The sequence below is a fragment of the Sphingomicrobium sp. genome, assembly GCA_036563485.1.
Classification (GTDB): Bacteria; Pseudomonadota; Alphaproteobacteria; order Sphingomonadales; family Sphingomonadaceae; genus Sphingomicrobium.
The window spans coordinates 1,847,950-1,873,198 of sequence record DATCMI010000001.1; the positions used below are offsets into that span (position 1 = coordinate 1,847,950).

A 25,249-nucleotide genomic window follows, 5' to 3' on the forward strand; every position below is an offset into this window, starting at 1 on the left:
GCCATGGCGACGCCTCTTAGATCTGTCGAGCCGACGCTCGATCCGCTCGACGACATGAGCCTGCCCGGCTGGCTCTATTGCCACCCGGAGTTCTTCGCCGCCGAGCAGAAGGCGTTCCTCCGCGCCGCGCCGCAAGTCGTTTGTCACGAGAGCGAGATCGCCCAGCCCGGCGAATGGCGCAGCCTCGAATATCTCGGCGAGAGCGTGATCGTCATGCGCGGCGACGATGGCGAGGTGCGCGCCTTTTCGAACGTCTGCCGCCACCGCGGCTCCCGCCTGGTCGACGGAACCGGCGGCTGCGCCAAGGTCCTGACCTGTCCTTATCACGCCTGGAGCTATGCCCGCGACGGGCGGCTGGTCGGCGTCCCGCATCGGCATGAGTATCCGGGACTGCAGACCGAAGAGCTGAGCCTGGTTCCCGTCGCACTGGAGAATTGGCGAGGCTTCCTGTTTGTCACCCTGCAGCAGGGCGCGCCATCGGTGGCCGAGATGATGGCGCCCTATGAAGAGGAAGTGGCACCTTATCGCTTCGAGGACCTGCGTGTGCTCGGCCGGGTCACGCTCCGCCCGCGGCCACTCAACTGGAAGACCATTGCCGACAATTATTCAGACCATTTGCACATCGCCGTCGGCCATCCAGGGCTCAGCCGCCTATTCGGCCGCAATTATCGGATTCAAGCGGAAGAGTGGGTCGACCGCATGGAAGGCGACCTGGTCGACAAGCCGTCGGCCAATCCGTCGGAACGCGCCTATCAAGCGCTGCTCCCACGCGCCGACCACCTGCCCGAGAGCCACCGGCGCAAGTGGCTCTATTACAAGCTGTTCCCGAACGTTGCCTTCGACATCTACCCTGACCAGGTCGATTTCATGCAGTTCCTGCCGGTCAGCGCCACGGAGACGGTGATCCGCGAGATCAGCTACGTGCTTCCTGACGACGGGCGCGAGATGCGGGCGGCGCGCTACCTCAACTGGCGCATCAACCGCCGCGTCAATGCCGAGGACACGGAGCTGATTACCCGCGTCCAGCTCGGCATGCAGTCGCCGACCTACGAAGCGGGACCGTTGGGAAGGAGCGAGGTGTGCCTGCGCAGCTTTGCCAACAAGCTCCGCACCCTTATTCCCGAGGCGCGGCTCGCATCTCCGCCGCCACCCGGCTGGAGCGGCTGAACCGCCGCGCGATGAGGCGGACGGGCAGGCCCGCGATGGCCAGCCCGAAGCCCCAGAGAGTCGCTTCGAGCCCCGCGCCAACGAACATCACCAGCGAATAGACGACGCCGATCAGGGCGATCACCGTCCATTTGCCCATCACTCCGAGCTTCATCGCTGCGGCCGCGCAAACGACGTACAGAACCAGCGCCGCCACGGTCGAGACAAGCGTGATGAACACGTAGACGCCGACGAAGTCCTTCGAAGAGCTCGCAAGGACAAGGATTGCGGCAATGGTGGCCACGACGAGCAAGGCACCGACAGGCGCACCGAAGCGATTGGTGCGGACAAACAAGCGCGGAAGGTCGCCCGCATTGGCGATCGTCCGGCTGAGCTCTGCGGCGAACAGCAGTAGCGCATTGGCGGTGCCGAAAGCGCTCACGGCTGCAATGATGGCGACGAGGATGCCGGCGATCGAACCGAGGATCGGAGCGATCGCGTCTGCGAAGGGGGCGCCGCTCGTCGCTGCCGCTGCACTCGGCAGGAGCATCAGGCAGGCGACGGTCGAAAGCAGGTAAATGACCGCCGTGAACCCGGTCCCGAAGATGGTGGCCTTCGGCACCGTGTCCGTCGAGTTTCGAGTGACATTCGCCGTGACCGCTGCAGCCTCGAACCCGGTCAGTGAGAACAGCATCAGCGCACCCGCAATTGCGATGGCGCCCAGGGACAGCGGCACTGGGTCGAGCGGTTCGAGCGGCTGGCCAGAGAGCAGGCGAATGATGACGAGCAACACGACCGCAATGAGCGGGATCAGTTTGATCAGTGTGGCGACGACCTGAAGGACGCCTGCCGAACGAGCGCCCCTCATGTTGACCATGGTGAGGATGGCGATGCTTGCAAGCGCGACGGCAATCAGCCCCGGTCCGGACACGACGATGGGCCACACATGGCCAAGGGCGCCGGCGACTGCGACCGACACCCCGGCAACGCCGGTGATCTGTGAGATGATGTAGCTCCACAGCGTGACGAACGCCGCGGTCTCGCCAAAGGCGCTTGTCACATAAGCGAACGGGCCGCCCGGGATCTGCGCCGCCAGCCGCGCCAGGCAGAAGGCGAGGCACATGGTCCCGAAGCCCGTGACGAGGAATGCGACGACGAGGTTGAGGCCGTGCGGCGCAAGCGTGGTCGGCAGCAAATAGATGCCGGAGCCGACCATCGTCCCGACGACCATGGCGGCGCTCATCCATTTGCCGAGCATCCGCGATGCGGGCTCGGGATGAGTGTCGATCGGCGGAATTTCGTGGGCCATGGCGCCGCTTTGCACTCCTCGCCAGGGTTGGCAATCGGATTGGCCGCGCCTAACCGCCCCGGGTTCGACCAAGTGCAGAGGCTTCAATGCGGGCTTTCATTTTTCCGGGCCAGGGTAGCCAATCGTTGGGCATGGGCGCCGCCCTCGCGGATGCGAGTCGCGCCGCCAAGGACGTGTTCGACGAGGTCGACGAGGCGCTGGCGCAGAACCTCTTCCGGATCATGCGCGAAGGTCCGGACGATGAGCTGAAGCTTACCGAAAATGCCCAGCCGGCGATCATGGCCCATTCGATCGCAGTGTTGCGGACGCTCGGCGTGGATGTCGGAGACGCGGCAAGCTTTGTCGCCGGGCACAGCCTCGGCGAATATTCGGCCTTGTGCGCGGCCGGCTCGTTCGATCTTGCGAACACCGCCAAGCTGCTGAAGCTACGCGGGCAGGCGATGCAGGCGGCAGTGCCGGTGGGGGAAGGCGCCATGGCAGCGCTACTCGGCGCGGACCTCGACCTTGCGCAGAAGATCGCATCGGCCGCCGCTGAGGATGGCGTGTGCACCGTCGCAAATGACAACGACCCCTCGCAGGTCGTGGTTTCCGGAAGCAAGGCCGCGATCGACCGTGCGATCGCCATGGCGAAGGACATGGGCGCTAAGCGGGCCGTCCCCTTGCCGGTTTCGGCGCCGTTCCATTGCCCGTTGATGCAGCCGGCCGCCGACGCCATGCGCGACGCGCTCAGCTATGTCATCGTCGAGCAGCCGGCGGTTCCCGTTTACGCCAATGTCACCGCGCAGCCGGAAAGCGATCCCGACACCATCCGCAACCAGCTCGTCGATCAGGTTACCGGCATGGTTCGCTGGCGCGAGAGCGTCGCCAATATGTTCGAGTCCGGCGTGCACGAGTTCGTCGAGGTCGGCGGCAAGGTGCTCGGTCCGATGGTCAAGCGGATCGCGCCGGATGCGAAAGTAATTAGCCTCGTCACCATCGAAGACATCGAAGCCGCGGCCAAGGAGATTGCATGATGTTCGATCTCAGCGGAATGACCGCCCTGGTCACCGGCGCTTCAGGCGGTCTCGGCAGTTCCATTGCCAAGGCGCTTGCGGCACAGGGCGCGCGGCTCGCCGTTAGCGGCAGCAATGTCGAGAAGCTTGAGCGGTTTCGCGGGGAGCTGGGCGGCGACCATGTCGCGCTCGGCTGCAATCTCTCCGATGGCGCCGCCGTCGACCAGCTCATCCCGCAGGCTGTTGAAGCGCTCGGCGGCAAGCTCGACATCCTCGTCAACAATGCCGGCATCACCCGCGACAATCTGCTGATGCGGATGAAGGACGACGAATTCGAGGAGGTCATCCGCGTCAATGTCGAAGCTGCGTTCCGCCTGATGCGCGCGGCGGCCAAGCCGATGATGAAGGCGCGCTTTGGGCGCATCATTTCGATCACCTCCGTAGTCGGCGTGACCGGCAATCCGGGCCAGGCGAACTACGTCGCCTCCAAGGCGGCGCTGATCGGCATGACCAAGGCGGTTGCGCAGGAGCTCGCCAGCCGAAGCATCACCGTGAACGCGATTGCGCCGGGCTTCATGGCGTCGGCGATGACGGACGCGCTGAACGAGCAGCAGCGCTCAGCTATTTTGTCGCGCATCCCGATGGGAGCGATGGGCAGCGGCGACGATATCGGCGCCGCCTGCGTCTACCTCGCCAGCCGCGAAGCCGGCTATGTGACCGGCCAGACGCTGCACGTGAACGGCGGCATGGCGATGCCCTAAAGGGCAGCTTGCCCCGTGCAGCTGCATTGTAGCTGCACTCCTTGTCGTCGGTTCCGCCGCACCTATATCCCGAAGAGAAATCAACGGACCGGCTGCCTGATGGGGGCCGGTCGTGGGGCTGAAGAGAAGAGGGATATAGAAATATGGCCAAGGTCATTGGTATCGACTTGGGCACGACCAACAGCTGCGTCGCCGTCATGGAGGGGGGCACGCCGAAGGTCATCGAGAATGTGGAAGGCGCGCGCACTACGCCTTCGGTCGTCGCTTTCACCAAGGACGGCGAGCGCCTGATCGGCCAGCCGGCGAAGCGCCAGGCGGTCACCAATCCCGACAATACGGTTTTCGCGGTCAAGCGCCTGATCGGCCGTCGCTTCGACGACCCGATCACCAAGAAGGACACCGAGCTGGTGCCCTACAAGATCGTCAAGGGCGCCAATGGCGACGCCTGGGTCCAGGCCGGCGGCAAGGACTATTCGCCGTCGCAGATTTCCGCCTTCATCCTCCAGAAGATGAAGGAAACCGCCGAGGCCTATCTCGGCGAGAACGTCACCCAGGCGGTGATCACCGTTCCCGCTTACTTCAACGACGCGCAGCGCCAGGCGACCAAGGACGCCGGCCAGATCGCTGGGCTTGAAGTGCTTCGCATCATCAACGAGCCGACCGCGGCCGCGCTCGCCTACGGGCTCGACAAGGACGACGGCAAGACGATCGCTGTCTACGACCTTGGCGGTGGCACGTTCGACGTCTCGGTGCTCGAGATCGGCGACGGCGTGTTCGAAGTGAAGTCGACCAACGGCGACACCTTCCTCGGCGGCGAGGACTTCGACGCGCGGATCGTCAACTGGCTCGCCGACAAGTTCAAGGCGAAGGAAAATATCGACCTTCGCACCGACCGCCTCGCTCTGCAGCGCCTGAAGGAAGCGGCCGAAAAGGCGAAGATCGAGCTGTCGTCTGCACAGTCGACGGAGATCAACCAGCCGTTCATCACCGCGCGGATGGAAGGCGGCGCGACGACGCCGCTCCACCTCGTTGAGACGATCAGCCGCGCCGACCTCGAGAAGATGGTCGACGACCTGATCGAGCGGACCATGGAGCCCTGCAAGAAGGCGCTCAAGGACGCCGGCGTCGACGCCAAGGACATTTCGGAAGTCGTCCTCGTCGGCGGCATGACCCGCATGCCGCGCGTGCGCGAGCGCGTGAAGGAATTCTTCGGGAAAGAGCCGCACACCGGTGTGAACCCGGACGAAGTCGTCGCCATGGGCGCCGCGATCCAGGCCGGCGTCCTCCAGGGCGACGTCAAGGACGTCCTGCTGCTCGACGTCACGCCGCTGTCGCTCGGTATTGAGACGCTCGGCGGCGTCTTCACCCGGATGATCGACCGCAACACGACGATCCCGACCAAGAAGAGCCAAGTCTTTTCGACGGCCGAGGACAATCAGAATGCGGTGACGATCCGTGTTTTCCAGGGCGAGCGCGAGATGGCCGCGGACAACAAGCTGCTCGGCCAGTTCGATCTGGTCGGCATCCCGCCGGCGCCGCGTGGTGTGCCGCAGGTCGAGGTCACCTTCGACATCGACGCCAACGGCATCGTCAACGTGTCCGCGAAGGACAAGGGCACGGGCAAGGAACAACAGATCCGCATCCAGGCCTCGGGTGGTCTCGCCGACAGCGACATCGAGAAGATGGTCCGCGAAGCCGAGCAGTTCGCCGAAGAGGACAAGAAGCGGCGTGCTGCGGCCGAAGCGAAGAATAACGCCGAAAGCCTCATCCACACGACCGAGAAGCAGCTCGCCGAACATGGCGACAAGGTCTCGGGCGACGTGAAGTCGGAAATCGAAAAGGCGCTTGGCGAAGCCAAGACGGCCGTCGAGAGCGGCGATGCCGACGAGATGCAGCAGAAGACCGCTGCGCTCACCCAGGCCGCGATGAAGCTCGGCGAGGCGATGTACAAGGCGCAGCAGGCTGAAGCTGGCGCTGCGCCCGGTGCCGATACTGGTGCTTCGGACTCGGCTGAACAGCCGGCCGGTGCAGAGGAAGAGGTCGTTGACGCCGAATTCTCCGAAGTCGACGAAGAGAATAAGGGCTGATCATGCGGCGCGGCTTCCCAGTGCGGGGGGTCGCGCCGTCTGCTGTAATGCGTAGGGGCGGGACCGAGTGATGGTCGAGCAGGACTATTACGAGCTGCTGGGCATTCAGCGCGGCGCTGACGATGCGACGATCAAGGCCGCCTATCGGCGGATGGCGAAGGAATATCATCCTGACCGCCACAATGGCTGCGGCGACAAGGAAGCGCAGTTCAAGGCCATCAACCAGGCCTATGACGTCCTCAAGGACCCGCAGAAGCGTGCGGCTTACGACCGCTTCGGCCATGCTGCCTTCCAGAATGGCGGCGGCGGCGCCGATCCTTTCGGTGACGCCGGCTTCAACGGCTTTTCCGACATATTCTCGACCATTTTCGGCGAGTTCATGGATCAGCGCGGCCCGCGGCAAAACGCCGCGCGCGGGGCGGATCTCCGCTACGATATTGAGCTCAGCCTCGAAGAAGCGTTTAACGGGGTCGAGAAGACCATCACCATCGATGCGCTCGCGACCTGCGAGAGCTGCGAGGGGCGCGGCTGCACCGGCCTCGACCGTTGCGCCAGCCATTGCCAGACCTGCGGCGGGGCCGGGAAGATCCGCACGCAGCAAGGCTTCTTCATGGTCGAGCGCGGCTGTCCCAACTGCCGCGGTTCCGGCGAAGTCATCAGCAACCCCTGTCCAACCTGCCATGGCGAAGGGCGCGCAATTGCCCAGCGCAAGCTATCGGTGAAGATCCCGGCCGGTGTCGATGAAGGCACCCGCATACGCGTTGCCGGCGAAGGCGAGGCGGGTGTGCGCTCCGCCGCCAGCGGCGACCTCTACCTGTTCGTGCACATGAAGCCGCACCCGATCTACGTGCGCGACGGAACGACTCTGGTCGCCGACTGCCCGGTCAGCTTCACGACGGCGGCGCTCGGCGGCGCGATCAGCCTCCCCGGCATCGACGGCAATATGGTCGAGCTGAAGATACCCGCGGGCACCCAGTCCGGCGAACAGCTGCGTCATCGCGGCTCCGGCATGAGTGCGATCAACGCTCGCGGCCGCGGCGACCTGGTCGCGCGTGTCCATGTCGAGACGCCAACGCGCATGTCGGCCAAGCAGAAGAAACTGCTGGAAGAATTTCGTGAGACGGAAACGGGCGACGAATGTCCGGCGTCGAAGAGTTTCTTTGGTCGCGTCCGCGATTATTTCGGCGCCTAGAGTAGCATTCCGAAAATCTGCGCGAACAGCTCCGCCGCCGCGTGGAGCTCGAACGAAGGCGGCCGCGCGGCACGGTTGTCGCATTCGAAGTGGCCGATCGTTTCTCGGTCGACGATGACGGGCACCCGCAGCACCGATGAAATACCGGCGCTTCGTAGAGCCTCAAGCTGATCGGGCGAGGGCGCACGCAACATCGCGCCGGGGATCGGATGATCGTGCTTCGCCGGGAACAGCGAAATCGGTTCGGCATTCGCGTCCGCGACGATCGGCGGCAGCTCGCCGGCCACCTCCAGCGCAGCCATTGACCCGCGCGCGCTTTCGATCCGCTCTCCGCCCATGGTCAAGATGGTCCGGTCGAAGCCGGTGAGCGCGCGCATCCGCCGCGCGGCGCCGTCCATCAGCCGTTTGCGGTCGCCGCGTTCGAGCCCTTCAATCAGCCGGCTTACGGAACCGAGCCAGTCGCCGACGCCCTGTTCCGGGCTCTCGAGTGCTTCCAGCAAGATGGTGGAGTCCAGCGACTGAAATGCAAAGTCGAACCGCTCCGGCTGGTCGAACAAGCGCACGCGGTAGGCGCGAGCGATGCCGCTGCTGCTGCGCTGCCTCGCCAGGCTGTTGCGCAGGTCATGCAGCGGCTGCGCCATCGTGAATTCGGAGATCGGCTCGCCGACGAGGCGCTGGTGATATTCGCCGATGAACCCATGGGCGTTGCACGAGGCGCGAAGGATCAGCCAGTCCGGCGACAGTTCGAGGAAAAAGCCGGCCGACTGGATTTGCGCTTCACTCACTGGCCAAACACCCGGTCAAAGATCGTGTCGACGTGCTTCAGATGGTAATCAAGGTCGAACAGCTCATCGAGCTGCTCGCCGGATAGCCGCTCCGCCACCTGCGGATCGTCCTTCAGCAATTGCAGCAGCGAAAGCTGTCCGTCCGACTCCCAGACTTTCATCGCGTTCCGTTGGACCAGCGAATAGGAATCCTCGCGGCTCAGGCCAGCCTGGGTAAGCGCGAGCAGCACCCGCTGCGAGTGGACGAGCCCGCCCATCCGGTCGAGGTTCTTCTGCATCCGCTCGGGGTAGGCGACGAGCTTGTCCACGACGCTCGTCAGCCGCGCGAGCGCGAAGTCCAATGTGATCGTCGCGTCGGGCCCGATGAAGCGCTCGACCGACGAGTGGGAGATGTCGCGCTCATGCCACAAGGCGACATTCTCCAGCGCCGGCGTGACATACCCACGGACCATGCGCGCGAGCCCGGTCAGGTTCTCAGTCAGCACAGGGTTGCGCTTGTGCGGCATCGCCGAGCTGCCCTTCTGGCCGGGCGAGAAATATTCCTCAGCCTCCAGCACCTCGGTGCGCTGCAGGTGGCGGACTTCGACGGCGAGCCGTTCGATCGACGAGGCAATGACGCCGAGGGTGGCAAAGAACATCGCGTGTCGGTCACGCGGGATCACCTGGGTCGAGACGGGCTCGACCGATAGGCCGAGTTCGCCAGCGACGCGCTCTTCGACCCGCGGATCGATGTTGGCGAATGTGCCAACCGCACCGGAGATCGCGCAGGTCGCCACATCGTCGCGCGCGGCCCGGAGCCGCTCGCGATTGCGCGCGAACTCGGCATAGGCCTGGGCAAGCTTCAGCCCGAAGGTGACCGGCTCAGCATGGATTCCGTGGCTGCGGCCGATGGTTGGCGTCATCTTATGCTCCAGGGCGCGGCGCTTGATCGCTTCGAGCAGTGCGTCGAGGTCCTTAAGCAGCAGATCGGCAGCTTCCTTCAGCTGCACGGCAAGTGCGGTGTCGAGCACGTCGGAGCTGGTCATCCCCTGGTGCAGCCAGCGCCGCTCGGGCCCGAGCTTCTCGCCGGCCCACGTCAGGAAAGCGATCACGTCATGCTTGGTCACCGCCTCGATCGCATCGATCGCGTCGATGTCGATGTCGCCGAGGGCGTTGCTGTCATAAGCCGCGCGAATGGTCCTCGCGTCCTGCGCAGGGATCATCCCGATTTCACCCATCGCCTCGGCGGCGAAGACTTCGATCTGCCACCAGATGCGGTAGCGGTTTTCCGGCGACCAGATGGCCGCCATCTCGGGACGGGAATAGCGGGGAACCATGGCCGCGGCGGCTAGCAGAGCCGCCGCGGGGGTTCAAATATGCTTCGGCTGCTTCAAGCCGTTCGGCACTAGCTGAGGAAGCTGGCGACGAACGGCGTCGCGGGAGCCGTAGCTACCTCGTCGAGCGGCGCGAACTGCTCGATGCGGCCGCTGTTGAGCACGGCCACGCGGTCGGCGAGCGCGAACGCCTCCTCCTGGTCGTGGGTGACGAAAATCGAGGTGAGGCCGAGCTCGTCGTGGATCGTGCGAAGCGCGCCGCGCAGCTCGCGCCGGACTTTTGCGTCGAGGGCGCCAAACGGCTCGTCGAGCAGCAGGATACGAGGCTCGCGCGCAAGTGCCCGTGCCAATGCGACCCGCTGCCGCTGCCCGCCTGACAGCTGGCTCGGATAGCGGCCGCCAAGGCCGGGCAACTGAACAAGGTCGAGCAATTGGTCGACGCGCTGCATGATGTCCGCCTTCGATGGCCCGCCTTTCATCACCTCCAGGCCGAAGGCGATGTTCCGCGCGACTGTCATATGCCCGAACAAGGCATAATGCTGGAACACGAACCCGATCCCGCGCGAGGCGGGTCTGTCGGACGTCACATCCTGGCCGTCAAAGTAGACGCGTCCCTGCTGCGGCGCCTCCAGTCCAGCCAGGATCCGCAACAGCGTCGTCTTGCCCGACCCTGATGGGCCGAGGAGTGCGACGAACTCGCCGTCGCTGATGGCAAGCGACACGTCTTCGAGTGCCGGATAGGCGGAAAAGCTCTTCGAGACATTCTCGACGCGGATCGACATCTCAGTGACGCCCTGTTGCTGCGAGCTGCGCGCGGTGCCGCCATTCGAGCGCGGTCTTGAGCGCGAGCGTGACGAGGGCGAGCAGCGTAAGGAGGGAGGCGACCGCAAAGGCGCCGACGAAATCATAGTCGTTGTAAAGCGCCTCGACCTGCAGCGGCATGGTATTGGTCTGTCCACGTATATGCCCCGAAACGACGCTGACCGCGCCGAACTCGCCCATCGCCCGGGCGTTGCACAGCAGCACGCCGTAGAGCAGCGCGAAGCGGATGTTGGGAAGCGTGACGTGCCAGAAGGCCTGCCATCCGCTCGCGCCGAGCGTCAGAGCCGCTTCCTCGTCGGCGCGCCCCTGCGCGGTCATCAGCGGCACGAGCTGGCGGGCGACGAAGGGCAGGGTCACGAACACAGTCGCAAGCACCAGTCCCGGAAGCGCGAATATGATGCGAATGTCCTTGTCTTCGAGCCAGGGACCGAACCACCCCTGCGCGCCGAACAGCAGGACCCAGACTAGGCCCGACACAACCGGCGACACCGAGAAGGGGAGCTCGATCAAGGCGATCAGCGTCGCCTTGCCGCGGAAGTCGAACTTGGCGATGGCCCACGCCGCGGCGACACCGAAGATGGTGTTGAGCGGTACGGCGATCGCGGCGACCAGCAGCGTCAGCTTGATCGATGCTCGCGCGTCGGCTTCGCTGATCGAGGTCATCCAGAGCTCGATCCCCTTGCGAAACGCTTCGACCAGCACGGCGCCGAGGGGCAGCACCAGCATCACGCCGACATAAAGGAGCGCCGCTCCGATCAGCAGCACCTTGACCCCGCGCGTCTCGCCAAGGCCGCCCGCGCTCACGTCATCCTCTTGTGCTGCCAGTTCTGCAGCAGGTTGAGCGCGAGCAGCGCGGCGAAGGAGATGAACAGCATGACCGTCGCGATGGCGGCTGCGCCGGCATAATCATATTCTTCGAGGTGGGTGATGATCAGCAGCGGCGCGATCTCGGACTTGAACGGCATGTTCCCCGCGATGAAGATCACGGAGCCATATTCGCCGGCGCCCCGAGAGAAGGCGAGGGCAAAGCCCGTCGCAAGGGCAGGCGCCAGCGTCGGCAGGATGACGCGGAAGAAGGTCTGCAGCCGCGTCGCCCCAAGCGTGAGCGCGGCTTCCTCAATCTCCTTCGATGCCTCGGCGAGTACGGGCTCGACGGTCCGCACGACGAATGGCAGGCCGATGAAGGTGAGCGCCAGCACGACGCCCGCGGGCTTGTAGGCGATCGGCAAGCCCAAGGGATCGAAGATCCGCCCGACCGGCCCTGTGTCGGCATAGAGCGCCGTCAGAGCGATACCGGCGACGGCCGTTGGCAGTGCAAAGGGCAGGTCGATCAGCGCGCTCAGGAAACGGCGGCCAGGGAAGCGGTAGCGGACGAGAACCCACGCGACGAGCAATCCAAAGACGCAGTTGATCGCCGCCGCAATCGCCGCGCCGCCGAACGACAGACGATAAGCGGCGATCGCTCGCGGCGAGCCTGCGGCTTTCCAGAACTCGCCCCATCCGTCGGTGACGCTGCGCAGCAGCACAGCGCTCAACGGGATCAGGACGATGAGCGAAAGCCAAAGGATCGTGATGGCCAGGGAAAGGCCGAATCCCGGGAGTGGGGAGGACCGGCGCGCAACTCCGCTGGGCATCACGAAGCTTGTGCTCCCGTCAGAAATCGAGGTGAAGACGGGTGGCGAAGGCGTCGCCCTTCGTCTTTGCGCCGACGGGATCGAGCGGCGTGTTGTCGCCGCTGAAGCGGATGTAGTTCACCATCAGCTTCGCATAGGGGTTCAGGTACCAGTTCAACCCGGCGGTGAGGCTCGTCGCTTCATTGCCGGCGCGCGCCGCGACCGGCGTGTCCTTGAGGTTGAGGTGGTCGTACCGCAAGGCGATCTCGAAGGCGCCGAGCCCACCGTCGCCAAAGGAGCTGAACGGCTTGATGCGGTCGAAATTGCCGCCCTTGAACCCGCGCGTCTCTCCAGTGAGCATGTAAGCGGCGTACCCGTAAAAGCCCGTGAAATGCGCGTTGGGCGCATCCGTGCGGTCGAGCCATAGTCGCCCGGCCTCGCCTGCGACAGTGAGTGCTCCGAGCACGCCGGCCGCCTCCACGCCGCCATAACGCAGCGAGCGCGTGTTGATAATGACGCCGCTGTCGGCGATGTTGCCGCCGTCGACACGCACGTTCGGCCGGTCGTTCAGCCTCACCGCGTCCGCCACGTCGCCGGACTTCAGGTGCGTCCGGTAAAAGCCCGAGATGCCAAGGTGCAGCACCTTGCCCGTGTCGAAGATCGGCTCCCAGGTGGCGCGGCCGTTGACGCCCCAGCTCTCCCCGGGCGCAGCACCGCTACCCCGGCTGATGCTTTCATTGTCGCCGAACAGCCCTGCTGCAATGTTGATATTCTCCTTGGGCGCGTACGCCGCTGAGAAGCCGATCCGGCGCTCGGCACCGGCATTGCCGAACGCGTTGGTGAACATGCCGCGTTCCAGGAAGACGTTGTAATTGTCGCTGTTGTTGGACTCGAGCCCGAACGGCGCCTTGTGCTGCCCGAGCGTCAGCACGGTCTTGGGGATCTTGGTGTACTGCAAATAAGCGTCGGTGATGCCGACCGAATTGCCTGCGAAATCGACCTCCACGCGATAGTTCAGCCATTTGAATGCCGTGCCTTCAAAGCCCAGGCGTGCGCGGCGGAACGCCGTTCCGTCATTGTAGGCGTAGCTCCCTTCGCGCTCGTTGAAGACCCCGAAATCCGCATCGATGACGCCGCGCGGCTTGAAGGTGAAGCTGCCGTCCGGATCGGAGATCGTCGGCGCCCAGCCGAACTGCGCATTCTTGGCCGCACGCGTCTCAACGCTTTCGATTCGGCCTTCGTTGAGCTCCGCCTGCTGCTCGAGCTGCGCGTTGCGTGCTTCGAGCTGCTTTATGCGCGCTTCCAAGGCGTTGAGCCGGTCCAGCACGGGATCGCCGGTGAGCTTTGCCGGTTCGGCTTGCGGCTGCTCGTCATCGGCAGGCGCGAGCGTGTCGAGCGTGGAATCGTCGGCCGTCTGCGGCTGGGCTTGCTGGGCGAATGCGGGGGTGGTGAGGGCGAGCGCCGAGGCGCCCGCAAATAGCAGGATGCGCGTCATCATCGTCTATGTCCCTGTGGCTTAAAAGCTTAGCGCTTGGCTGCTTCGAATTCCTGGTCGAACAGGCCGCCGTCGTTGAAGTGCACGGATTGGGCCTTGGCCCAACCACCGAAGTTCCGGTCGATCTGGAACAGCTGCATGTTGCGGAACTGCCCCTTGTACTTCGCCGCCACCGCCGGGTTGCGCGGACGGAAGTAATTGCGCGCGATCACTTCCTGCGCCTCAGGCGTATAGAGGAACTTCAAATAGGCTTCCGCCGCGGCGCGCGAACCCTCCCGGTCGACGACCTTGTCGACGACGGCGACCGGCGGCTCCGCGAGGATCGAGACCGACGGATAGACAATGTCGAACTTGCCGGGCGCCAGCTTCTTGACGGTGAGTAGCGCTTCATTTTCCCAGGCGATCAGCACGTCGCCCTGGCCGCGCTCGACGAAGGTCGTCGTCGCGCCGCGGGCGCCGCTGTCGAGCACCGGAACGTTGCGCAGGACCTTGGCGAGGAAGAGCTTCGCCTGCTGCGGCGACCCATACTTCTTCTGCGCGTAGCCCCAGGCCGCGAGATAATTCCAGCGCGCGCCGCCGCTCGTCTTCGGGTTGGGCGTGATCACCTTGATGCCCGGCCGGATGAGGTCGTCCCAGTCCTGGATCTTCTTCGGATTGCCTTTGCGGACCAGAAGCACGATCGTCGAATAATAAGGCGTGCTGTTGTTCGGCAGGCGCTTCTGCCAGTTCGGCGCGATCAGCCCCTTCTTCGCAATGGCGTCGACGTCATAGCCCAGCGCGAGCGTGACGACGTCCGCGGGAAGGCCGTCGATCACCGCGCGCGCCTGCTTCCCCGACCCGCCGTGACTTTGCTTGATGGTGATCGGCTTGCCGTAGCGCTTTTTGAAGACGGCATTGATCTGCTGGTACAGCTCGCGGGTCGGATCGTAGGACACGTTGAGCAGTTCGGTAGGTGCGGCGCTTGCGCTGGCCGGCAAAATGGCCGTCGACAATGCCGCGGCTAAGGCGAACTTCCTGATGATCGTCATGGACCGACTCCCCTATTGAGCGGCCTGCTTCTAGATCCCTAGTCAATGACTAGACAATAGATGTGATTCTCATTTTGGCGCTGCCGGACAACGCTTCGGCGACGCTGATGAATGCTGGCTAGATCAGTCCCATGGCGCGCATGCTGGTGCGGCCCTCCGCGCCGACAATCACATGGTCGTGCACCGTCACCTTCATGTGCCTGCCAGCTTCGACAAGGTCGCGCGTTAGGCGGATGTCCTGGCTGCTAGGCGTCGGATCGCCGCTCGGATGATTGTGGACGATGATGATCGCTGTGGCGCCCAGCGCAATGGCTCGGGCAATGACTTCGCGGACGTGGACCGCGGCTTCGTCGACCGAACCCTGCCACAGCGCCTCGTTGGCGATCAGCATGTTCTTTGCGTTGAGGAACAGGATCCGCACTTCCTCGACTCGGTGATGCGCCATTGCCGCGTGCAGGTAATCGCCGAGCGCGTCCCAGCTCGAGAGCACAGGGCGGCTCTCCATCCGGGTCTCCAGCAGGCGCAGGGCCGCCGCCTGAGCAATCTTCAGCGCCGCGATGGTCGCATCGCTCAGCCCTTCGCGGCGCAGCGTGTCGGCGCTTGCGGACAGGAGAGGGCCGATTCCGCCAAAGTCGTGGATCAGTCGCTTGGCAAGCGGCTTGGTGTCGACGCGCGGCAGCGTCAGCGTCAGTAAATATTCAATCAGTTCATAGTCTTGGAAGGCGTCTGCTCCGGCATCGAGCAGTCGCTTGCGCAATCGGGCGCGATGTCCGCCGCTGTCATTCTTGCGATCGATGCTGACGTGCCCGTTCATGCCGCTCCTGCCGCGACCAATCCGAGCAGTTGCGACTAGAACACAGCTGCGGCTTGGATGAAAGAGGTCGTGCCGCATCTGGAACGGTGATGCTTGGCGAGGGTTAGAAGGCGCGATGGATCGACGGACGGGAGACGAGGGGGTCGCAGCGGCGGGGGAGACGCGCGTCGTCCGCGCCCGTCGCCCCTTATGGGCCCGTGTCGCGGTTTATGTCGGCGTCGGCATCCTCGCCTTACTTGTTCTCGGCGTTGCGGCGCTGTGGATTCAGCGCCGGCCCGTCGCTCGGCACTTCCTCAAGCAGGAGCTGCAGAGCCGCGGCGTCGACGCGAGCTACAAGCTCGACCGCGTCGGCTTCCGGACGCAGCAGGTCAGCGACCTCGTCATCGGCGACCCCAAGAACCCGGACCTCACCGCCAGGTTCGCGCAGATCCAGACGCGGCTGAAGCTAAACGGCAGCTTCGAAGTCTATCGCATCGTCGCTCGCGGGGTCCGGCTGAAAGGCAAGCTGGTGAACGGCCGCGTCAGCTGGGGCCAGATCGACAAGCTGATTCCGCCGCCGAGCAACAAGCCGTTCGCGCTTCCAGACTTCGCGGTCGATATCGCCGACAGCAGCATCGCGCTTGCGACGCCGTTCGGCCCGGCCGGGATCGCGGTCCAGGGCAGCGGCAAGCTGAGCGGCGGCTTCAAGGGTCGCGTTGCGCTTGCGAGCCCCCGAATCACCCCCGGCCGCTGCACTGCGGTTGGGCTGAATGCCAACGTGGCCATCTCCGTGGTCGCGCGCAGGCCAAGGGTTGCCGGTCCGGTCGGACTCGACCGGTTCGCATGCCCGGCAAGCCAGCTGGAGCTCGATCAGCCACGCTTCGAGGCTGAGGCAACCTTCAACGAGTCCTTCACCAACGTCGATGGCCGCGGCCGGATGGCGACGCGCAGGATGGTGGCGGGCGCAAACGGGCTCGCCGCCTTCGTCGGCGACATCACTTACAAAGGACCGCTGACGAACGTCCGCGGCCATGTGAAGCTTGCGGCCCAGAAGTCGCGGCTGGCGACGATCCTTGCCGATCGCACCGGCCTCGACGGCGATTATAGCCTCGGCCTCAAAGCCGGGACGTTCAGCCTGGTCGGCGGCTTCAACGCCACTAGCGCACAGCTCGCACCTTCGATGCTCGCCAGCGTGGTCGAGCCGCTCGCCGCAGCAAGTGGAACGCCGATCGGGCCGGTTGCGACCAGCATCGCCAAAGCGCTTCAGCGCACCGCGAGCAATTTCGACGCGCAGGGCCGGATCACCGTCGTCAATTTCCCCGGCGGCGGCGCGGCGCGGATCGGCGACGCCAATGTACAGGGGCCGACCGGCGCCAAAGCGCGGATCACGGGCGGCAGCGGCGTGACCTACTACTGGCCTCAATCGGCGCTGAGGATCGACAGCGCGATCGAAATGGGCGGCGGCGGCCTGCCTTCGGGGCGCGTCGTGCTGCGGCAGCCCGGGCCGGGTGCCCCGCTCAGCGGGGTCGCCGATCTTGCGCCATACAGCGCCGGTGGCCAGCGGCTCGCGCTCGCGCCCATCCGCTTCGGCCCGGGTCCGCGCGGCTCGACGCAAGTCAGCACCGTGGCGCTGCTCGACGGCGCATTCCCGAACGGCCGCGTACGAGCCCTTCGCCTGCCGATCAATGGACGGCTCGGCCCCGGTGGAGCCTTTGCGGTCGGAACCGGCTGCGCGGTTGTCAGCTTCGATTATCTCAAGATCAGCGATCTCCAGCTTGGCGCCGCGCGAGTGCCGGTGTGCCCGGTCGGCCCGGCAATCGCTTACCGCGGGCCGAACGGCTCGGTGGTCGTGAGCGCGCGGCTGAACAACACCAGCCTTGCCGGCCGCATCGGCAGCTCGCCGATGCGCGTTTCCGCGGCCAGCGGTATCGTGAACGGCAAGCAGTTCGCGTTCAACAATGTCGCGCTGCGGCTCGGCAAGTCTGCGTCGCCGCTCGTCCTCAACGCCTCGCGGCTGGGCGGCAATTTCGCCGGTGCCGGCGTGGCGGGGACTTTCGACGGCGCGCACGGCAAGATCGGCAACGTTCCGCTCCTGCTCAGCAAGGCTTCGGGCAAGTGGAGCTTCGGCCGCAGCATCCTCCAGGTCGACGGTGCCGCGACGGTGTCGGACGACAATCCCGATCCGCGCTTTTATCCGCTGCGCACGAACGATCTTCGCTTCAGGCTCGCGGGTGATCGCATCACCGCCAACGGTTCGCTCCGGAATCCCGCAAGCGGGCGGCTGGTGACGAACGTCGATATCCAGCACCGGCTATCGAGCGGCGCCGGCCAGGCGCTGCTCGACGTTCCGGGCCTCGCCTTCGGTCCCGACTTCCAGCCCGACCAGCTGACGCGCCTCACGGAAGGCGTCGTGGCGCTCGTCAACGGCACCGTTACGGGACAGGGGCGGATCAACTGGAGCGGCAGCGGCAAGGTCACCTCGACGGGCGATTTCGCGACGCGCGGCATGGACCTCGCAGCGCCGTTCGGGCCGGTGACGGGGCTCAGCACCAACCTCCACTTCACCGATTTGCTCAACCTCGAATCCGCGCCGGGCCAGCTCGCCACCGTCGCTTCGATCAACCCCGGCATCGAGGTCACGAATGGCGAGATCCGCTATTCGCTCCTGCCCAACAATCTCGTGCGTATCGAGCGCGGCGAGTGGCCGTTCATGGGTGGGCGACTGATCCTTCACGAAACGGTGCTCAACTTCGGAAGTCCGAGCGCCAAGCGCCTGACCTTCGAGCTGCAGGGATTCAACGCGAAGATGTTCGTCGACAGCCTCGGCTTCGAAGGCATTGAGATTACCGGCATCTTCGACGGCGTCCTGCCGATGATCTTCGACGAGAGCGGCGGGCGGATCGTGGGTGGGCGGCTCGAGTCCCGGCCGCCTGGCGGTCGGCTGCAATATCACGGCACCCGGCCGGCAGGCATGATGCCCGGCATCGCCTTCGACCTGTTCAGCGACATTCGCTACCGCTCGATGGTCGTGCGCTTGAACGGCGACCTGGCCGGCGAATTCGCAACCCGGCTGACCATCGAAGGTCCGTCGCTTGGCCAGAGCAAGGGCTTCATCGCCGGCATGGTCAAGCGCGTCTTCTCGCAGATCCCGCTGCGGCTGAATGTGAACATCAACGCGCCATTCCGCGCCCTCATTCAAACCGCCAAGGCGTTCAAGGATCCGACCCAGGCGATCGCGCCGGTGATGCCGTTCCCGATCGATTCGCCGGCGCTGAAGGTCGAGGTGATCAATACCACCAAGCAGGAAGAGCAGACCGTCGAACCCGCGGCGCCGCGGGAGCGTAGCAAGCAGTCACCACCACCCGGAGGAGCGAAGTGAGAAAGAGAGCAAGAACAGCCGCGCGGCTCGCCGCCGGCATCGCGGTCGCGGTGCCCCTGGCCGGCTGCATCACGGTGAAGACACCGGAAAAGCCGATCGACGTGAACCTCAACGTCGATATCAAGCAGCAGGTGACCGTCCGGCTGCAGGAAGATGTCCAGCAGATGATCCGGAAAAACCCGGACGCGTTCCCGCCTGCGCCGACCAGGCCGTGATGCGCTGCAGAATAGTTTTCCTCGTAGTTGCGCTGGCCGGTGCGGCTCCGCTCGCCGCGCAAGGACCCTCCCAGGTCTCGGCAGCGGTTGCAGCCGGCACGGTCGGTGAGCGCTACGACGGCTTCTTAGGGTTTGTGACGCCGCCCGGCGCCGAGCTTCGCCGGCAGGTGAACGCCATCAACATCAAGCGGCGCAGCCTCTACTTCCAGCTCGCTACCGGCAGGAACGCGACCGCCGACCTCGTCGCGCTTACCACTGCATGCGAGCTTTTCGCACGCCTCCCGGTCGGTCACGCCTACATGCTTCAGGACGGCGCCTGGCGCCGACGCGCGGCCGGGCAGTCCGCTCCCGTGCCCGATTACTGCCGCTGAACCTCGAACGCGCTCCGGTAAGCGGGCTTCAGCGCTCCGATCAGCCGCGGCGTCACCGCGACCGACACTTCATATTCTCCCTCGGCATAAGGACCGGCGACATAAGGCGCCGCCACGAACTTCAGCGCTTCGAAGCGGCCGTTCCCGTCGGCATCGGCGGGAACGATGGCGAGCTCATGCAATTGCGGGCAGGCATCGAAGTCGCCGCCCAGCCTTTCGCCCTCGCGGCGCTTGAGGCGTTCGGCATCGAGCGCACGGCAGTAGCTTCGGCGAGTCAGTCGCTCCAGCGAAGCGCCGCTCGCGAACAGCGCGGTGGCAGCGATCTCGCGATTGGCTGTGCGGTCCCATAGCAATGCGCTGAATTCGTGATTGGGGTGCGCGCCGCCGGTGAAGCTTTCGATCGTGCCCTCTAGCGACAGCAGCTGTGGGGACTGGCCTGCCGTGTCCCACCCGACGGCCAGATAATGCTTGTTGAATGGCCGCTCGTCGCTGCGCGCCATGACCTCGTCCTCGCGCGCCATCTTCTGCGCATCCTTCAGCGCGGCGGCGGCTTTTGTCTTCAACCGAGCATTAAGGGACGGGATTGCGGCTGCCTCGGCCGACCATTGGTAAGAGAAATCGAGCGCCTTCGTCTCGCGCTCGATCAGGACCGGCTTCGCAGAGGCTGCGCCGACCGGGTCGAAGAGGAACAGAAGCAGTGCGATCGTCATGCGTGCCAGCCTAATGCCGACGCGCGCGGTTGACTATCGGCACCCCCCTTCATAAAGGAGCCGCGCCTTGGCGGTGCCGCTTTCCGCCATGTTCCTCGTCCGTGTCTGGCCCGTGAGTTTCAGCAGGGGCGACGCACAGGGGAGAAGCATGGCTGAGGACGATACCGGCGAGGTCCCGAAGCTTCCAACAGATGCACGGCTCGAATCGCTCGATCAGCGGCTCGAGCGTTTGCAGCAGGCGGAAGCGAAGCGGACCGCAAGGGCGCAGCCGAACCCGGGCGACCGGCTCTGGCAGCAGCTTTTCGGTCATCTGATCGGGGCGCCGGTTGGCGGTGCCGTGATCGGTTGGGGTCTGGACAGCGTGGCCGGAATGTTCGGTCACCGGACCTTTCCGCTGTTCTTCCTGCTGATGCTGTTCTTCGGGTTCGGCGTCGGCGTGAGGAATATCATGCGACTTTCCAAGACCCGGAACACCTCCGGGCACTGAACGAAGGCGAGAGGCAAAGCGTGGCCGCCGAAGGCAAGATCGACCCGATGCACCAGTTTGCGGTGGAACCCATCGTTCCGCTGCACCTTGGCAAGTACGACATCAGCTTCACGACCAGTTCGCTGTGGCTGCTGATCGCGCTGGCGCTGATCTTCGGCTTCATGGCCATGGGCATGAAGCGCCAACTCGTGCCGGGCCGCTGGCAGATGGCGGCCGAGGGGCTGACCTCGTTCATCGACGACATGGTCCGGGTGAACATCGGCCCTGAGGGCAAGAAGTACGTCCCCTACATCTTCTCGCTGTTCAGCTTCATCCTGGTCGCCAACCTGCTGGGCCTGTTCCCGCTGGCGATCGTGCCCGGCCAGCACCAGTTCACCACCACCAGCCACTTCAGCATCACCGGCGTGCTCGCCGTGATGAGCTTCGCGATCGTCCTGATCGTCGGCTTCTGGCGCCACAAGCTTCACTTCTTCTCGCTGTTCGTGCCGCACGGCACGCCCGCGGTGATGGTCCCGCTTATCGCCGCGATCGAGTTCATCTCCTTCATGGTCCGTCCGTTCAGCCTCGCGCTGCGACTGTTCGTGGCGATGATCGCCGGCCACATCCTGATGGAAGTGTTCGGAAGCTTCATCGTCAGTGGCTTCAGCGGCGGCGCCGTCGGCTGGGGCGTCAGCCTGCTCAGCTTCATCTTCATCGTCGGCGTTTCGGCGCTCGAACTGCTCGTCTGCGCGATCCAGGCCTATGTGTTCGCGCTGCTGACGACGCTGTACCTAAACGACGCGATCAACCTTCACTAAGCTTTTCACTCAAGGAGTACCCACATGGATTTCGCTTCCGCTCAGGTCATCGGTGCCGGTCTTGCGGCAATTGGCGTCGGCGCTGCCGCGGTCGGCGTCGGCAACGTGTTCGGCTCGTTCCTCGAGAGCGCGCTTCGCAACCCGGCGGCTGCTGACAGCCAGCAGGGCCGTCTGTTCATCGGCTTCGCGGCCGCCGAGCTTCTCGGCCTGATCGCGTTCGCCGTCGCGATGATCATCCTCTACGCCCGCTAAGAGCGCAAAAAGGCCCGAAGCGGCCGAGGACTGACATGCCTCAGATCGAGCAACTTCCCTTCATCTTCTTCTCGCAGCTGTTCTGGCTGCTGCTGGTGTTCGGCACCATCTTCTTCGGCATCGGCCGCGGGATGCTGCCGAAGATCCAGGGCACCGTCGAGGAGCGTGAAAAGAAGATCTCCGGCGACCTCGAGCGTGCGCAGGCCGCGCGCGCCGAGGCCGAAGAGACCGAGGCCGCGTGGCGCGCCCGCATGGATGCGGCGCGCTCCGAAGCGGCCCGGGTCTCGCAGGAAGCCAAGCAGGAAAGCGCTCGCGAAACCGAGGCTCGTGTCCGGGCCGCGGCGGACAAGATCAACCTGAAGGTCGAAGGCGCCGAGGCCCAGATCCGCGAGGCCGTGACGTCGGCGCGAGCCGAGATCGAGGCCGTCGCTGCGGAAGCCACGCAGGAGATGGTCCGCCGCCTTACCGGGCTTGAGATCGACAGGCAGGAAGCCGCGCAGGCGGTAAAGGCAGAGCTCAATGTCTGAATCGCCGCAGCCGCAGGATCCGGGTCAGCCGGCAGCCCACCCCGACGCTCACGCGTCCGTGGCGCATGAAGGCACGCCGCCGGCTCACGAAGAGCCCGGCGCCTTCTATCTCGCGCCGCCGTTCTGGATTTCGCTGGCGATGCTCTCGGTCATCGCGCTGCTGATCTGGAAGAAGGTGCCCGGCGCGATCGCCGGCGCACTCGACAGCAAGATTGCGGCGATCCGCGAGCAGCTCGCCGAGGCCGAGACGCTGCGCAAGGAAGCCGAAGCGCTGAAGGCCGAATATGAGTCCAAGGCTGCTGCCGTGGACAAGGATCGCGAGGCGCTGCTCGAGCGCGCGCGGCACGAAGCCGACGAAATCGTCGCGAAGGCCAAGACCGACGCCGAGGCGCTGATCGGCCGCCGCACGCGCATGGCCGAGGACAAGATCGCGGCCGAAGAGCGCAGCGCCGTCGAGCAGCTGCGCGCCACCGCCGCGGACGCTGCGGCCAAGGCCGCCGCGCGCATCATCGCCGAGCGCCATGACGCGTCAACGGACGCGCAACTCGTCGACCGCGCGATCAAGGAAATCGCTGCCCGATAAAGCGTGCTTCGGCGAAAGCCGGAGGCCGGAGACGCAAAGGACTTCCGGTCGCCGGCTTGTCGCCGGGACCAGTCCTTTAGCCTTGGCTGTGGCTGCCGCCGGGCTCGCTGACGCCTTCGAGCGCCTGGTGCGCGCTCTCGTCGTTCGTTTCGCGAGCTAGATCGCCGAGGCTGACGATACCGCACAGCCGCTCGTTCTCGTCGACGACGGGTAGCCGGCGGACCTGCGCCTCGCTCATCCGGCTGGCGACATCCTGGATGTCATCGTCCGTTCGCGCTGCGACGATGTTGTCGGTCATCAGCTCACGCACCGGCGTTTCCGGCCCGTAGCCCCTGGCAACGCCGCGAACGGCGATGTCGCGGTCGGTGATCATGCCGACGAGCCGGTCGCCGTCCGTGACCGGGATCGACCCAGCATCGGCGCTCAGCATGAACGAGGCTGCCTGCTGCGCGGTCTCGTCCGGACGAACGGTCTGAACGTCGCTCGTCATGACTTCACTGACTTTCATGATGGGTCTCCTTTAGGGAATTCGTTGGCTCGAACGAACCGCGGGAGACCCATGTTCCTCTCGTTACGGCACGTTCTCGGTCAGCAGGTCATAGGTAGCGACCAGTTCGTCGCGCTGGTTGAAGACCTCTACCGCCCATCGCACGACGCCGGTTTCCTCGCTCTTCAGCGACTTGGCGCGCACGGTCAGCTCGACCCGCATCGAGTCGCCGGGGTAAAGCGGTGTTAGGAAGCGCAAATTCTCCAGGCCAGTATTGGCGAGCACCGGGCCGGGATCCGGATCGACGAACAGCCCGGCCGCGAAGCTCAGGATCAAATAGCCGTGCGCGACCCGGCCTTCGAAGATCGGCGAGGCTTTCGCTGCCTCTTCGTCCATGTGGGCGTAGAATGTGTCGCCGGTGAAGTGGGCGAAATGCTCGATATCCTCGAGGCTGACGGTCCGGCCCTTCGTTTTGAGCGTGTCGCCGATCTCGAGCTCGCCCATCCGCTTGCGGAACGGGTGCGTGTCGATGACGTGCTTGGGTCCGCCGGGGATATACTGCTCGGTGATGGCAGCGATCATCGCGGGCGAGGACTGGATGGCGGTGCGCTGCATGTAGTGCTTCACGCCGCGCACCCCGCCCATTTCCTCGCTGCCGCCGGCCCGGCCTGGGCCGCCGTGGACGAGGACGGGCAGGGGTGAGCCATGGCCGGTCGATTCCGCGGCATTGTCGCGGTTGATGACCAGCATGCGCCCGTGAAAAGCGGCTGCGCCCTGGATGAAGTCGCGTGCCGCATCTGATGAATGAGTGAAGAGCGACAGCGCCAGGCTTCCGCGGCCGCGGTTGGCGAGCGCGATTGCATCGTCGATGTCGCGATAGGGCATGATCGTCGAAACCGGCCCGAACGGCTCGCAGTCGTGGACCGCCTGCGTGCCCCACGGATCATCGGTCCGCAGCAGGACCGGCGGCAGGAACGCGCCGCCGGGGATTGGCGGCTCGGCATTTGGATCACCGGCGACGATCCGTGCGCCCGCTGCTTCGAGCTGGCGGATCTTCTCGATTACGTCGTCGCGCTGGCTGGCGTTGACCAGCGCACCCATGCGCGTGTCGTCCGCGCGCGGGTCGCCGACCTTCGTCTTTGCTAGCCGCTCGGCCAACGCTTCCTGCACAGCGTCGAGATATTGCGCGGGCGCCATCGCGCGGCGGATGGCCGTGCACTTCTGCCCCGCCTTGACCGTCATCTCCGTCGCGACTTCCTTGATGAAGAGGTCGAACTCGGGCGTGCCGGGCGCCGCGTCCGGGCCAAGCAAAGAGGCGTTGAGGCTGTCCTGCTCGGCCACAAACCGGACGGACTCGCGAACCACCGTCGGGTGCGACTTGAGCTTCAGCGCCGTATGCGCCGACCCGGTAAAGCTCACCGCGTCCTGGCCGGTCAGATGTTCGAACAGGTCGCCGACGCCGCCCACGATCAGCTGGATCGCGCCGGGCGGAAGCACCTCCGCCTCGATCATCACCCGAAACGCCGCTTCGGCAAGATAGGCCGTCGCCGAGGCCGGCTTCACGATGCAAGGCACGCCGGCCAGCAGCGTGGGCGCGATCTTCTCCAGCATGCCCCAAACAGGGAAGTTGAAGGCGTTGATGTGCACTGCCGCGCCGTGCAGCGGGGTAAAGATGTGCTGGCCGACGAACGTGCCCTTTTTCGACAAGCCTTCCAGCTGCCCGTCGAGCAGGACGCGGGCGTCGGGAAGCTCGCGGCGCCCCTTCGAGGAGAAGGAGAAGAGGGTGCCCGCGCCGCCCTCGATGTCGATCCAGCCGTCCTTGCGTGTCGCGCCGGTCTGGTAATTGAGCTCGTACAGCTCTTCCTTGCGCGCCATGATCGCAAGGCCGAGTGCCTTCAACATCCGCGCGCGGTCATGAAAGGTCAGCTTGCGAAGCGCAGGCCCGCCGACTTCGCCGGCATGCTGCAGCATGGCGGCAAAATCGATCCCGCCCGAGCCCGTCGTGGCGACCGGCGCACCGTCGATTGCGCTCGGCAGCACGGTCGCGCCATCGCCGGCGACCCATCGGTCGCGCTCGTAGTTGAGAAGTTGAAGTGTCTTCATCA

The 25,249-nt window shown here is 65.2% G+C and carries 24 protein-coding genes and 1 pseudogene; 13 read left to right on the forward strand and 12 right to left on the reverse strand.

Annotated elements, in window-relative coordinates; genetic code table 11:
• The first annotated feature begins 3 nt into the window (after positions 1 to 3).
• The gene (locus VIL42_09650) at positions 4 to 1,167 is read left to right on the forward strand and encodes an aromatic ring-hydroxylating dioxygenase subunit alpha (GenBank protein ID HEY8593110.1); all 1,164 of its coding nucleotides are present in this window, start codon (positions 4 to 6) and stop codon (positions 1,165 to 1,167) included.
• Here the strand turns inward: VIL42_09650 and VIL42_09655 are convergent.
• Entirely contained in the window at positions 1,115 to 2,455 is a 1,341-nt protein-coding gene (locus VIL42_09655; GenBank protein ID HEY8593111.1) for an amino acid permease, read from the reverse strand. The two genes, VIL42_09650 and VIL42_09655, sit on opposite strands and share 53 nt — an antisense overlap.
• Before the next feature lie 86 nt (positions 2,456 to 2,541).
• Between VIL42_09655 and fabD the strand changes: the two genes are divergently transcribed.
• From fabD to dnaJ, 4 genes are all read left to right on the forward strand, one after another.
• A complete protein-coding gene (gene fabD, locus VIL42_09660) occupies positions 2,542 to 3,468 on the forward strand; it encodes an ACP S-malonyltransferase (protein ID HEY8593112.1) in 927 nt (308 codons plus the stop codon).
• Complete coding sequence (gene fabG, locus VIL42_09665; GenBank protein ID HEY8593113.1) at positions 3,468 to 4,208, forward strand: 3-oxoacyl-[acyl-carrier-protein] reductase; 741 nt, start codon at positions 3,468 to 3,470, stop codon at positions 4,206 to 4,208. The genes fabD and fabG overlap by 1 nt, the downstream gene beginning before the upstream one ends.
• 143 nt (positions 4,209 to 4,351) lie before the next feature.
• A complete protein-coding gene (gene dnaK, locus VIL42_09670; protein HEY8593114.1) occupies positions 4,352 to 6,295 on the forward strand; it encodes a molecular chaperone DnaK in 1,944 nt (647 codons plus the stop codon).
• Between the two features lie 70 nt (positions 6,296 to 6,365).
• The gene (gene dnaJ, locus VIL42_09675) at positions 6,366 to 7,487 is read left to right on the forward strand and encodes a molecular chaperone DnaJ (GenBank protein HEY8593115.1); all 1,122 of its coding nucleotides are present in this window, start codon (positions 6,366 to 6,368) and stop codon (positions 7,485 to 7,487) included.
• Here the strand turns inward: dnaJ and VIL42_09680 are convergent.
• The 8 genes and pseudogenes from VIL42_09680 to radC all read right to left on the reverse strand — a co-directional run bounded on the left by VIL42_09680 (position 7,484) and on the right by radC (position 15,357).
• Entirely contained in the window at positions 7,484 to 8,272 is a 789-nt protein-coding gene (locus tag VIL42_09680; protein HEY8593116.1) for a GAF domain-containing protein, read from the reverse strand. The genes dnaJ and VIL42_09680 overlap by 4 nt on opposite strands.
• Complete coding sequence (purB, locus tag VIL42_09685; GenBank protein ID HEY8593117.1) at positions 8,269 to 9,588, reverse strand: adenylosuccinate lyase; 1,320 nt, start codon at positions 9,586 to 9,588, stop codon at positions 8,269 to 8,271. The genes VIL42_09680 and purB overlap by 4 nt, the downstream gene beginning before the upstream one ends.
• A gap of 134 nt (positions 9,589 to 9,722) precedes the next feature.
• A pseudogene (locus tag VIL42_09690) lies at positions 9,723 to 10,367 on the reverse strand (ATP-binding cassette domain-containing protein).
• 1 nt (position 10,368) lies between these two features.
• Positions 10,369 to 11,211: a sulfate ABC transporter permease subunit CysW gene (gene cysW / locus VIL42_09695; GenBank protein HEY8593118.1), complete on the reverse strand. Its 843-nt coding sequence runs from the start codon at positions 11,209 to 11,211 to the stop codon at positions 10,369 to 10,371.
• On the reverse strand, positions 11,208 to 12,041 hold the full coding sequence (gene cysT / locus VIL42_09700; protein ID HEY8593119.1) for a sulfate ABC transporter permease subunit CysT: 834 nt from the start codon (positions 12,039 to 12,041) through the stop codon (positions 11,208 to 11,210). The genes cysW and cysT overlap by 4 nt, the downstream gene beginning before the upstream one ends.
• Positions 12,042 to 12,060: 19 nt before the next feature.
• Positions 12,061 to 13,518 carry a porin gene (locus VIL42_09705; protein HEY8593120.1) on the reverse strand — a complete coding sequence of 486 codons (1,458 nt, stop codon included), beginning with the start codon at positions 13,516 to 13,518 and terminating at the stop codon, positions 12,061 to 12,063.
• Between the two features lie 26 nt (positions 13,519 to 13,544).
• Positions 13,545 to 14,543, reverse strand: coding sequence for a sulfate ABC transporter substrate-binding protein (locus VIL42_09710; GenBank protein ID HEY8593121.1), 999 nt, complete (start codon positions 14,541 to 14,543; stop codon positions 13,545 to 13,547).
• A gap of 118 nt (positions 14,544 to 14,661) precedes the next feature.
• Positions 14,662 to 15,357, reverse strand: a complete 696-nt coding sequence (gene radC / locus VIL42_09715; GenBank protein ID HEY8593122.1) for a DNA repair protein RadC — start codon at positions 15,355 to 15,357, stop codon at positions 14,662 to 14,664.
• A gap of 115 nt (positions 15,358 to 15,472) precedes the next feature.
• Between radC and VIL42_09720 the strand changes: the two genes are divergently transcribed.
• Genes VIL42_09720 through VIL42_09730 form a run of 3 tightly spaced genes read left to right on the forward strand, consistent with a single transcriptional unit; the run spans position 15,473 to position 19,301 of the window.
• Positions 15,473 to 18,715: a YdbH domain-containing protein gene (locus VIL42_09720; GenBank protein ID HEY8593123.1), complete on the forward strand. Its 3,243-nt coding sequence runs from the start codon at positions 15,473 to 15,475 to the stop codon at positions 18,713 to 18,715.
• Positions 18,712 to 18,930 carry a YnbE family lipoprotein gene (locus VIL42_09725; protein HEY8593124.1) on the forward strand — a complete coding sequence of 73 codons (219 nt, stop codon included), beginning with the start codon at positions 18,712 to 18,714 and terminating at the stop codon, positions 18,928 to 18,930. The genes VIL42_09720 and VIL42_09725 overlap by 4 nt, the downstream gene beginning before the upstream one ends.
• Positions 18,930 to 19,301 carry a YdbL family protein gene (locus VIL42_09730; protein HEY8593125.1) on the forward strand — a complete coding sequence of 124 codons (372 nt, stop codon included), beginning with the start codon at positions 18,930 to 18,932 and terminating at the stop codon, positions 19,299 to 19,301. The genes VIL42_09725 and VIL42_09730 overlap by 1 nt, the downstream gene beginning before the upstream one ends.
• Here VIL42_09730 and VIL42_09735 read toward each other — a convergent pair.
• Entirely contained in the window at positions 19,289 to 20,011 is a 723-nt protein-coding gene (locus VIL42_09735; GenBank protein HEY8593126.1) for a DUF4163 domain-containing protein, read from the reverse strand. The genes VIL42_09730 and VIL42_09735 overlap by 13 nt on opposite strands.
• Positions 20,012 to 20,159: 148 nt before the next feature.
• On the opposite strand from VIL42_09735, the gene VIL42_09740 reads away from it, so the two are divergent.
• The 5 genes from VIL42_09740 to VIL42_09760 are packed head-to-tail and all read left to right on the forward strand — an operon-like array spanning position 20,160 to position 22,657.
• The gene (locus tag VIL42_09740; GenBank protein HEY8593127.1) at positions 20,160 to 20,498 is read left to right on the forward strand and encodes a F0F1 ATP synthase assembly protein I; all 339 of its coding nucleotides are present in this window, start codon (positions 20,160 to 20,162) and stop codon (positions 20,496 to 20,498) included.
• Between the two features lie 20 nt (positions 20,499 to 20,518).
• Positions 20,519 to 21,295 carry a F0F1 ATP synthase subunit A gene (locus VIL42_09745; GenBank protein HEY8593128.1) on the forward strand — a complete coding sequence of 259 codons (777 nt, stop codon included), beginning with the start codon at positions 20,519 to 20,521 and terminating at the stop codon, positions 21,293 to 21,295.
• Between the two features lie 24 nt (positions 21,296 to 21,319).
• The gene (locus VIL42_09750) at positions 21,320 to 21,547 is read left to right on the forward strand and encodes a F0F1 ATP synthase subunit C (protein ID HEY8593129.1); all 228 of its coding nucleotides are present in this window, start codon (positions 21,320 to 21,322) and stop codon (positions 21,545 to 21,547) included.
• Between the two features lie 35 nt (positions 21,548 to 21,582).
• On the forward strand, positions 21,583 to 22,074 hold the full coding sequence (locus tag VIL42_09755; GenBank protein ID HEY8593130.1) for an ATPase: 492 nt from the start codon (positions 21,583 to 21,585) through the stop codon (positions 22,072 to 22,074).
• A complete protein-coding gene (locus tag VIL42_09760; GenBank protein HEY8593131.1) occupies positions 22,067 to 22,657 on the forward strand; it encodes a hypothetical protein in 591 nt (196 codons plus the stop codon). The genes VIL42_09755 and VIL42_09760 overlap by 8 nt, the downstream gene beginning before the upstream one ends.
• A 76-nt stretch (positions 22,658 to 22,733) precedes the next feature.
• Here the strand turns inward: VIL42_09760 and VIL42_09765 are convergent, their stop codons facing one another.
• Both VIL42_09765 and paaZ read right to left on the reverse strand, forming a co-directional pair.
• A complete protein-coding gene (locus VIL42_09765) occupies positions 22,734 to 23,165 on the reverse strand; it encodes a CBS domain-containing protein (GenBank protein HEY8593132.1) in 432 nt (143 codons plus the stop codon).
• Positions 23,166 to 23,228: 63 nt separating this feature from the next.
• Entirely contained in the window at positions 23,229 to 25,247 is a 2,019-nt protein-coding gene (gene paaZ / locus VIL42_09770) for a phenylacetic acid degradation bifunctional protein PaaZ (protein ID HEY8593133.1), read from the reverse strand.
• Positions 25,248 to 25,249 lie beyond the last annotated feature (2 nt).

Coding starts and splice junctions, on each gene's coding strand:
- VIL42_09650 (HEY8593110.1), top strand. CDS start 4: ATGGCGACGCCTCTTAGATCTGTCGAGCCGACGCTCGATCCGCTCGAC.
- VIL42_09655 (HEY8593111.1), bottom strand. CDS start 2,455: ATGGCCCACGAAATTCCGCCGATCGACACTCATCCCGAGCCCGCATCG.
- fabD (HEY8593112.1), top strand. CDS start 2,542: ATGCGGGCTTTCATTTTTCCGGGCCAGGGTAGCCAATCGTTGGGCATG.
- fabG (HEY8593113.1), top strand. CDS start 3,468: ATGTTCGATCTCAGCGGAATGACCGCCCTGGTCACCGGCGCTTCAGGC.
- dnaK (HEY8593114.1), top strand. CDS start 4,352: ATGGCCAAGGTCATTGGTATCGACTTGGGCACGACCAACAGCTGCGTC.
- dnaJ (HEY8593115.1), top strand. CDS start 6,366: ATGGTCGAGCAGGACTATTACGAGCTGCTGGGCATTCAGCGCGGCGCT.
- purB (HEY8593117.1), bottom strand. CDS start 9,588: ATGGTTCCCCGCTATTCCCGTCCCGAGATGGCGGCCATCTGGTCGCCG.
- cysT (HEY8593119.1), bottom strand. CDS start 12,041: ATGCCCAGCGGAGTTGCGCGCCGGTCCTCCCCACTCCCGGGATTCGGC.
- VIL42_09705 (HEY8593120.1), bottom strand. CDS start 13,518: ATGATGACGCGCATCCTGCTATTTGCGGGCGCCTCGGCGCTCGCCCTC.
- VIL42_09710 (HEY8593121.1), bottom strand. CDS start 14,543: ATGACGATCATCAGGAAGTTCGCCTTAGCCGCGGCATTGTCGACGGCC.
- radC (HEY8593122.1), bottom strand. CDS start 15,357: ATGAACGGGCACGTCAGCATCGATCGCAAGAATGACAGCGGCGGACAT.
- VIL42_09720 (HEY8593123.1), top strand. CDS start 15,473: ATGGATCGACGGACGGGAGACGAGGGGGTCGCAGCGGCGGGGGAGACG.
- VIL42_09730 (HEY8593125.1), top strand. CDS start 18,930: ATGCGCTGCAGAATAGTTTTCCTCGTAGTTGCGCTGGCCGGTGCGGCT.
- VIL42_09735 (HEY8593126.1), bottom strand. CDS start 20,011: ATGACGATCGCACTGCTTCTGTTCCTCTTCGACCCGGTCGGCGCAGCC.
- VIL42_09740 (HEY8593127.1), top strand. CDS start 20,160: ATGGCTGAGGACGATACCGGCGAGGTCCCGAAGCTTCCAACAGATGCA.
- VIL42_09750 (HEY8593129.1), top strand. CDS start 21,320: ATGGATTTCGCTTCCGCTCAGGTCATCGGTGCCGGTCTTGCGGCAATT.
- VIL42_09755 (HEY8593130.1), top strand. CDS start 21,583: ATGCCTCAGATCGAGCAACTTCCCTTCATCTTCTTCTCGCAGCTGTTC.
- VIL42_09760 (HEY8593131.1), top strand. CDS start 22,067: ATGTCTGAATCGCCGCAGCCGCAGGATCCGGGTCAGCCGGCAGCCCAC.
- VIL42_09765 (HEY8593132.1), bottom strand. CDS start 23,165: ATGAAAGTCAGTGAAGTCATGACGAGCGACGTTCAGACCGTTCGTCCG.
- paaZ (HEY8593133.1), bottom strand. CDS start 25,247: ATGAAGACACTTCAACTTCTCAACTACGAGCGCGACCGATGGGTCGCC.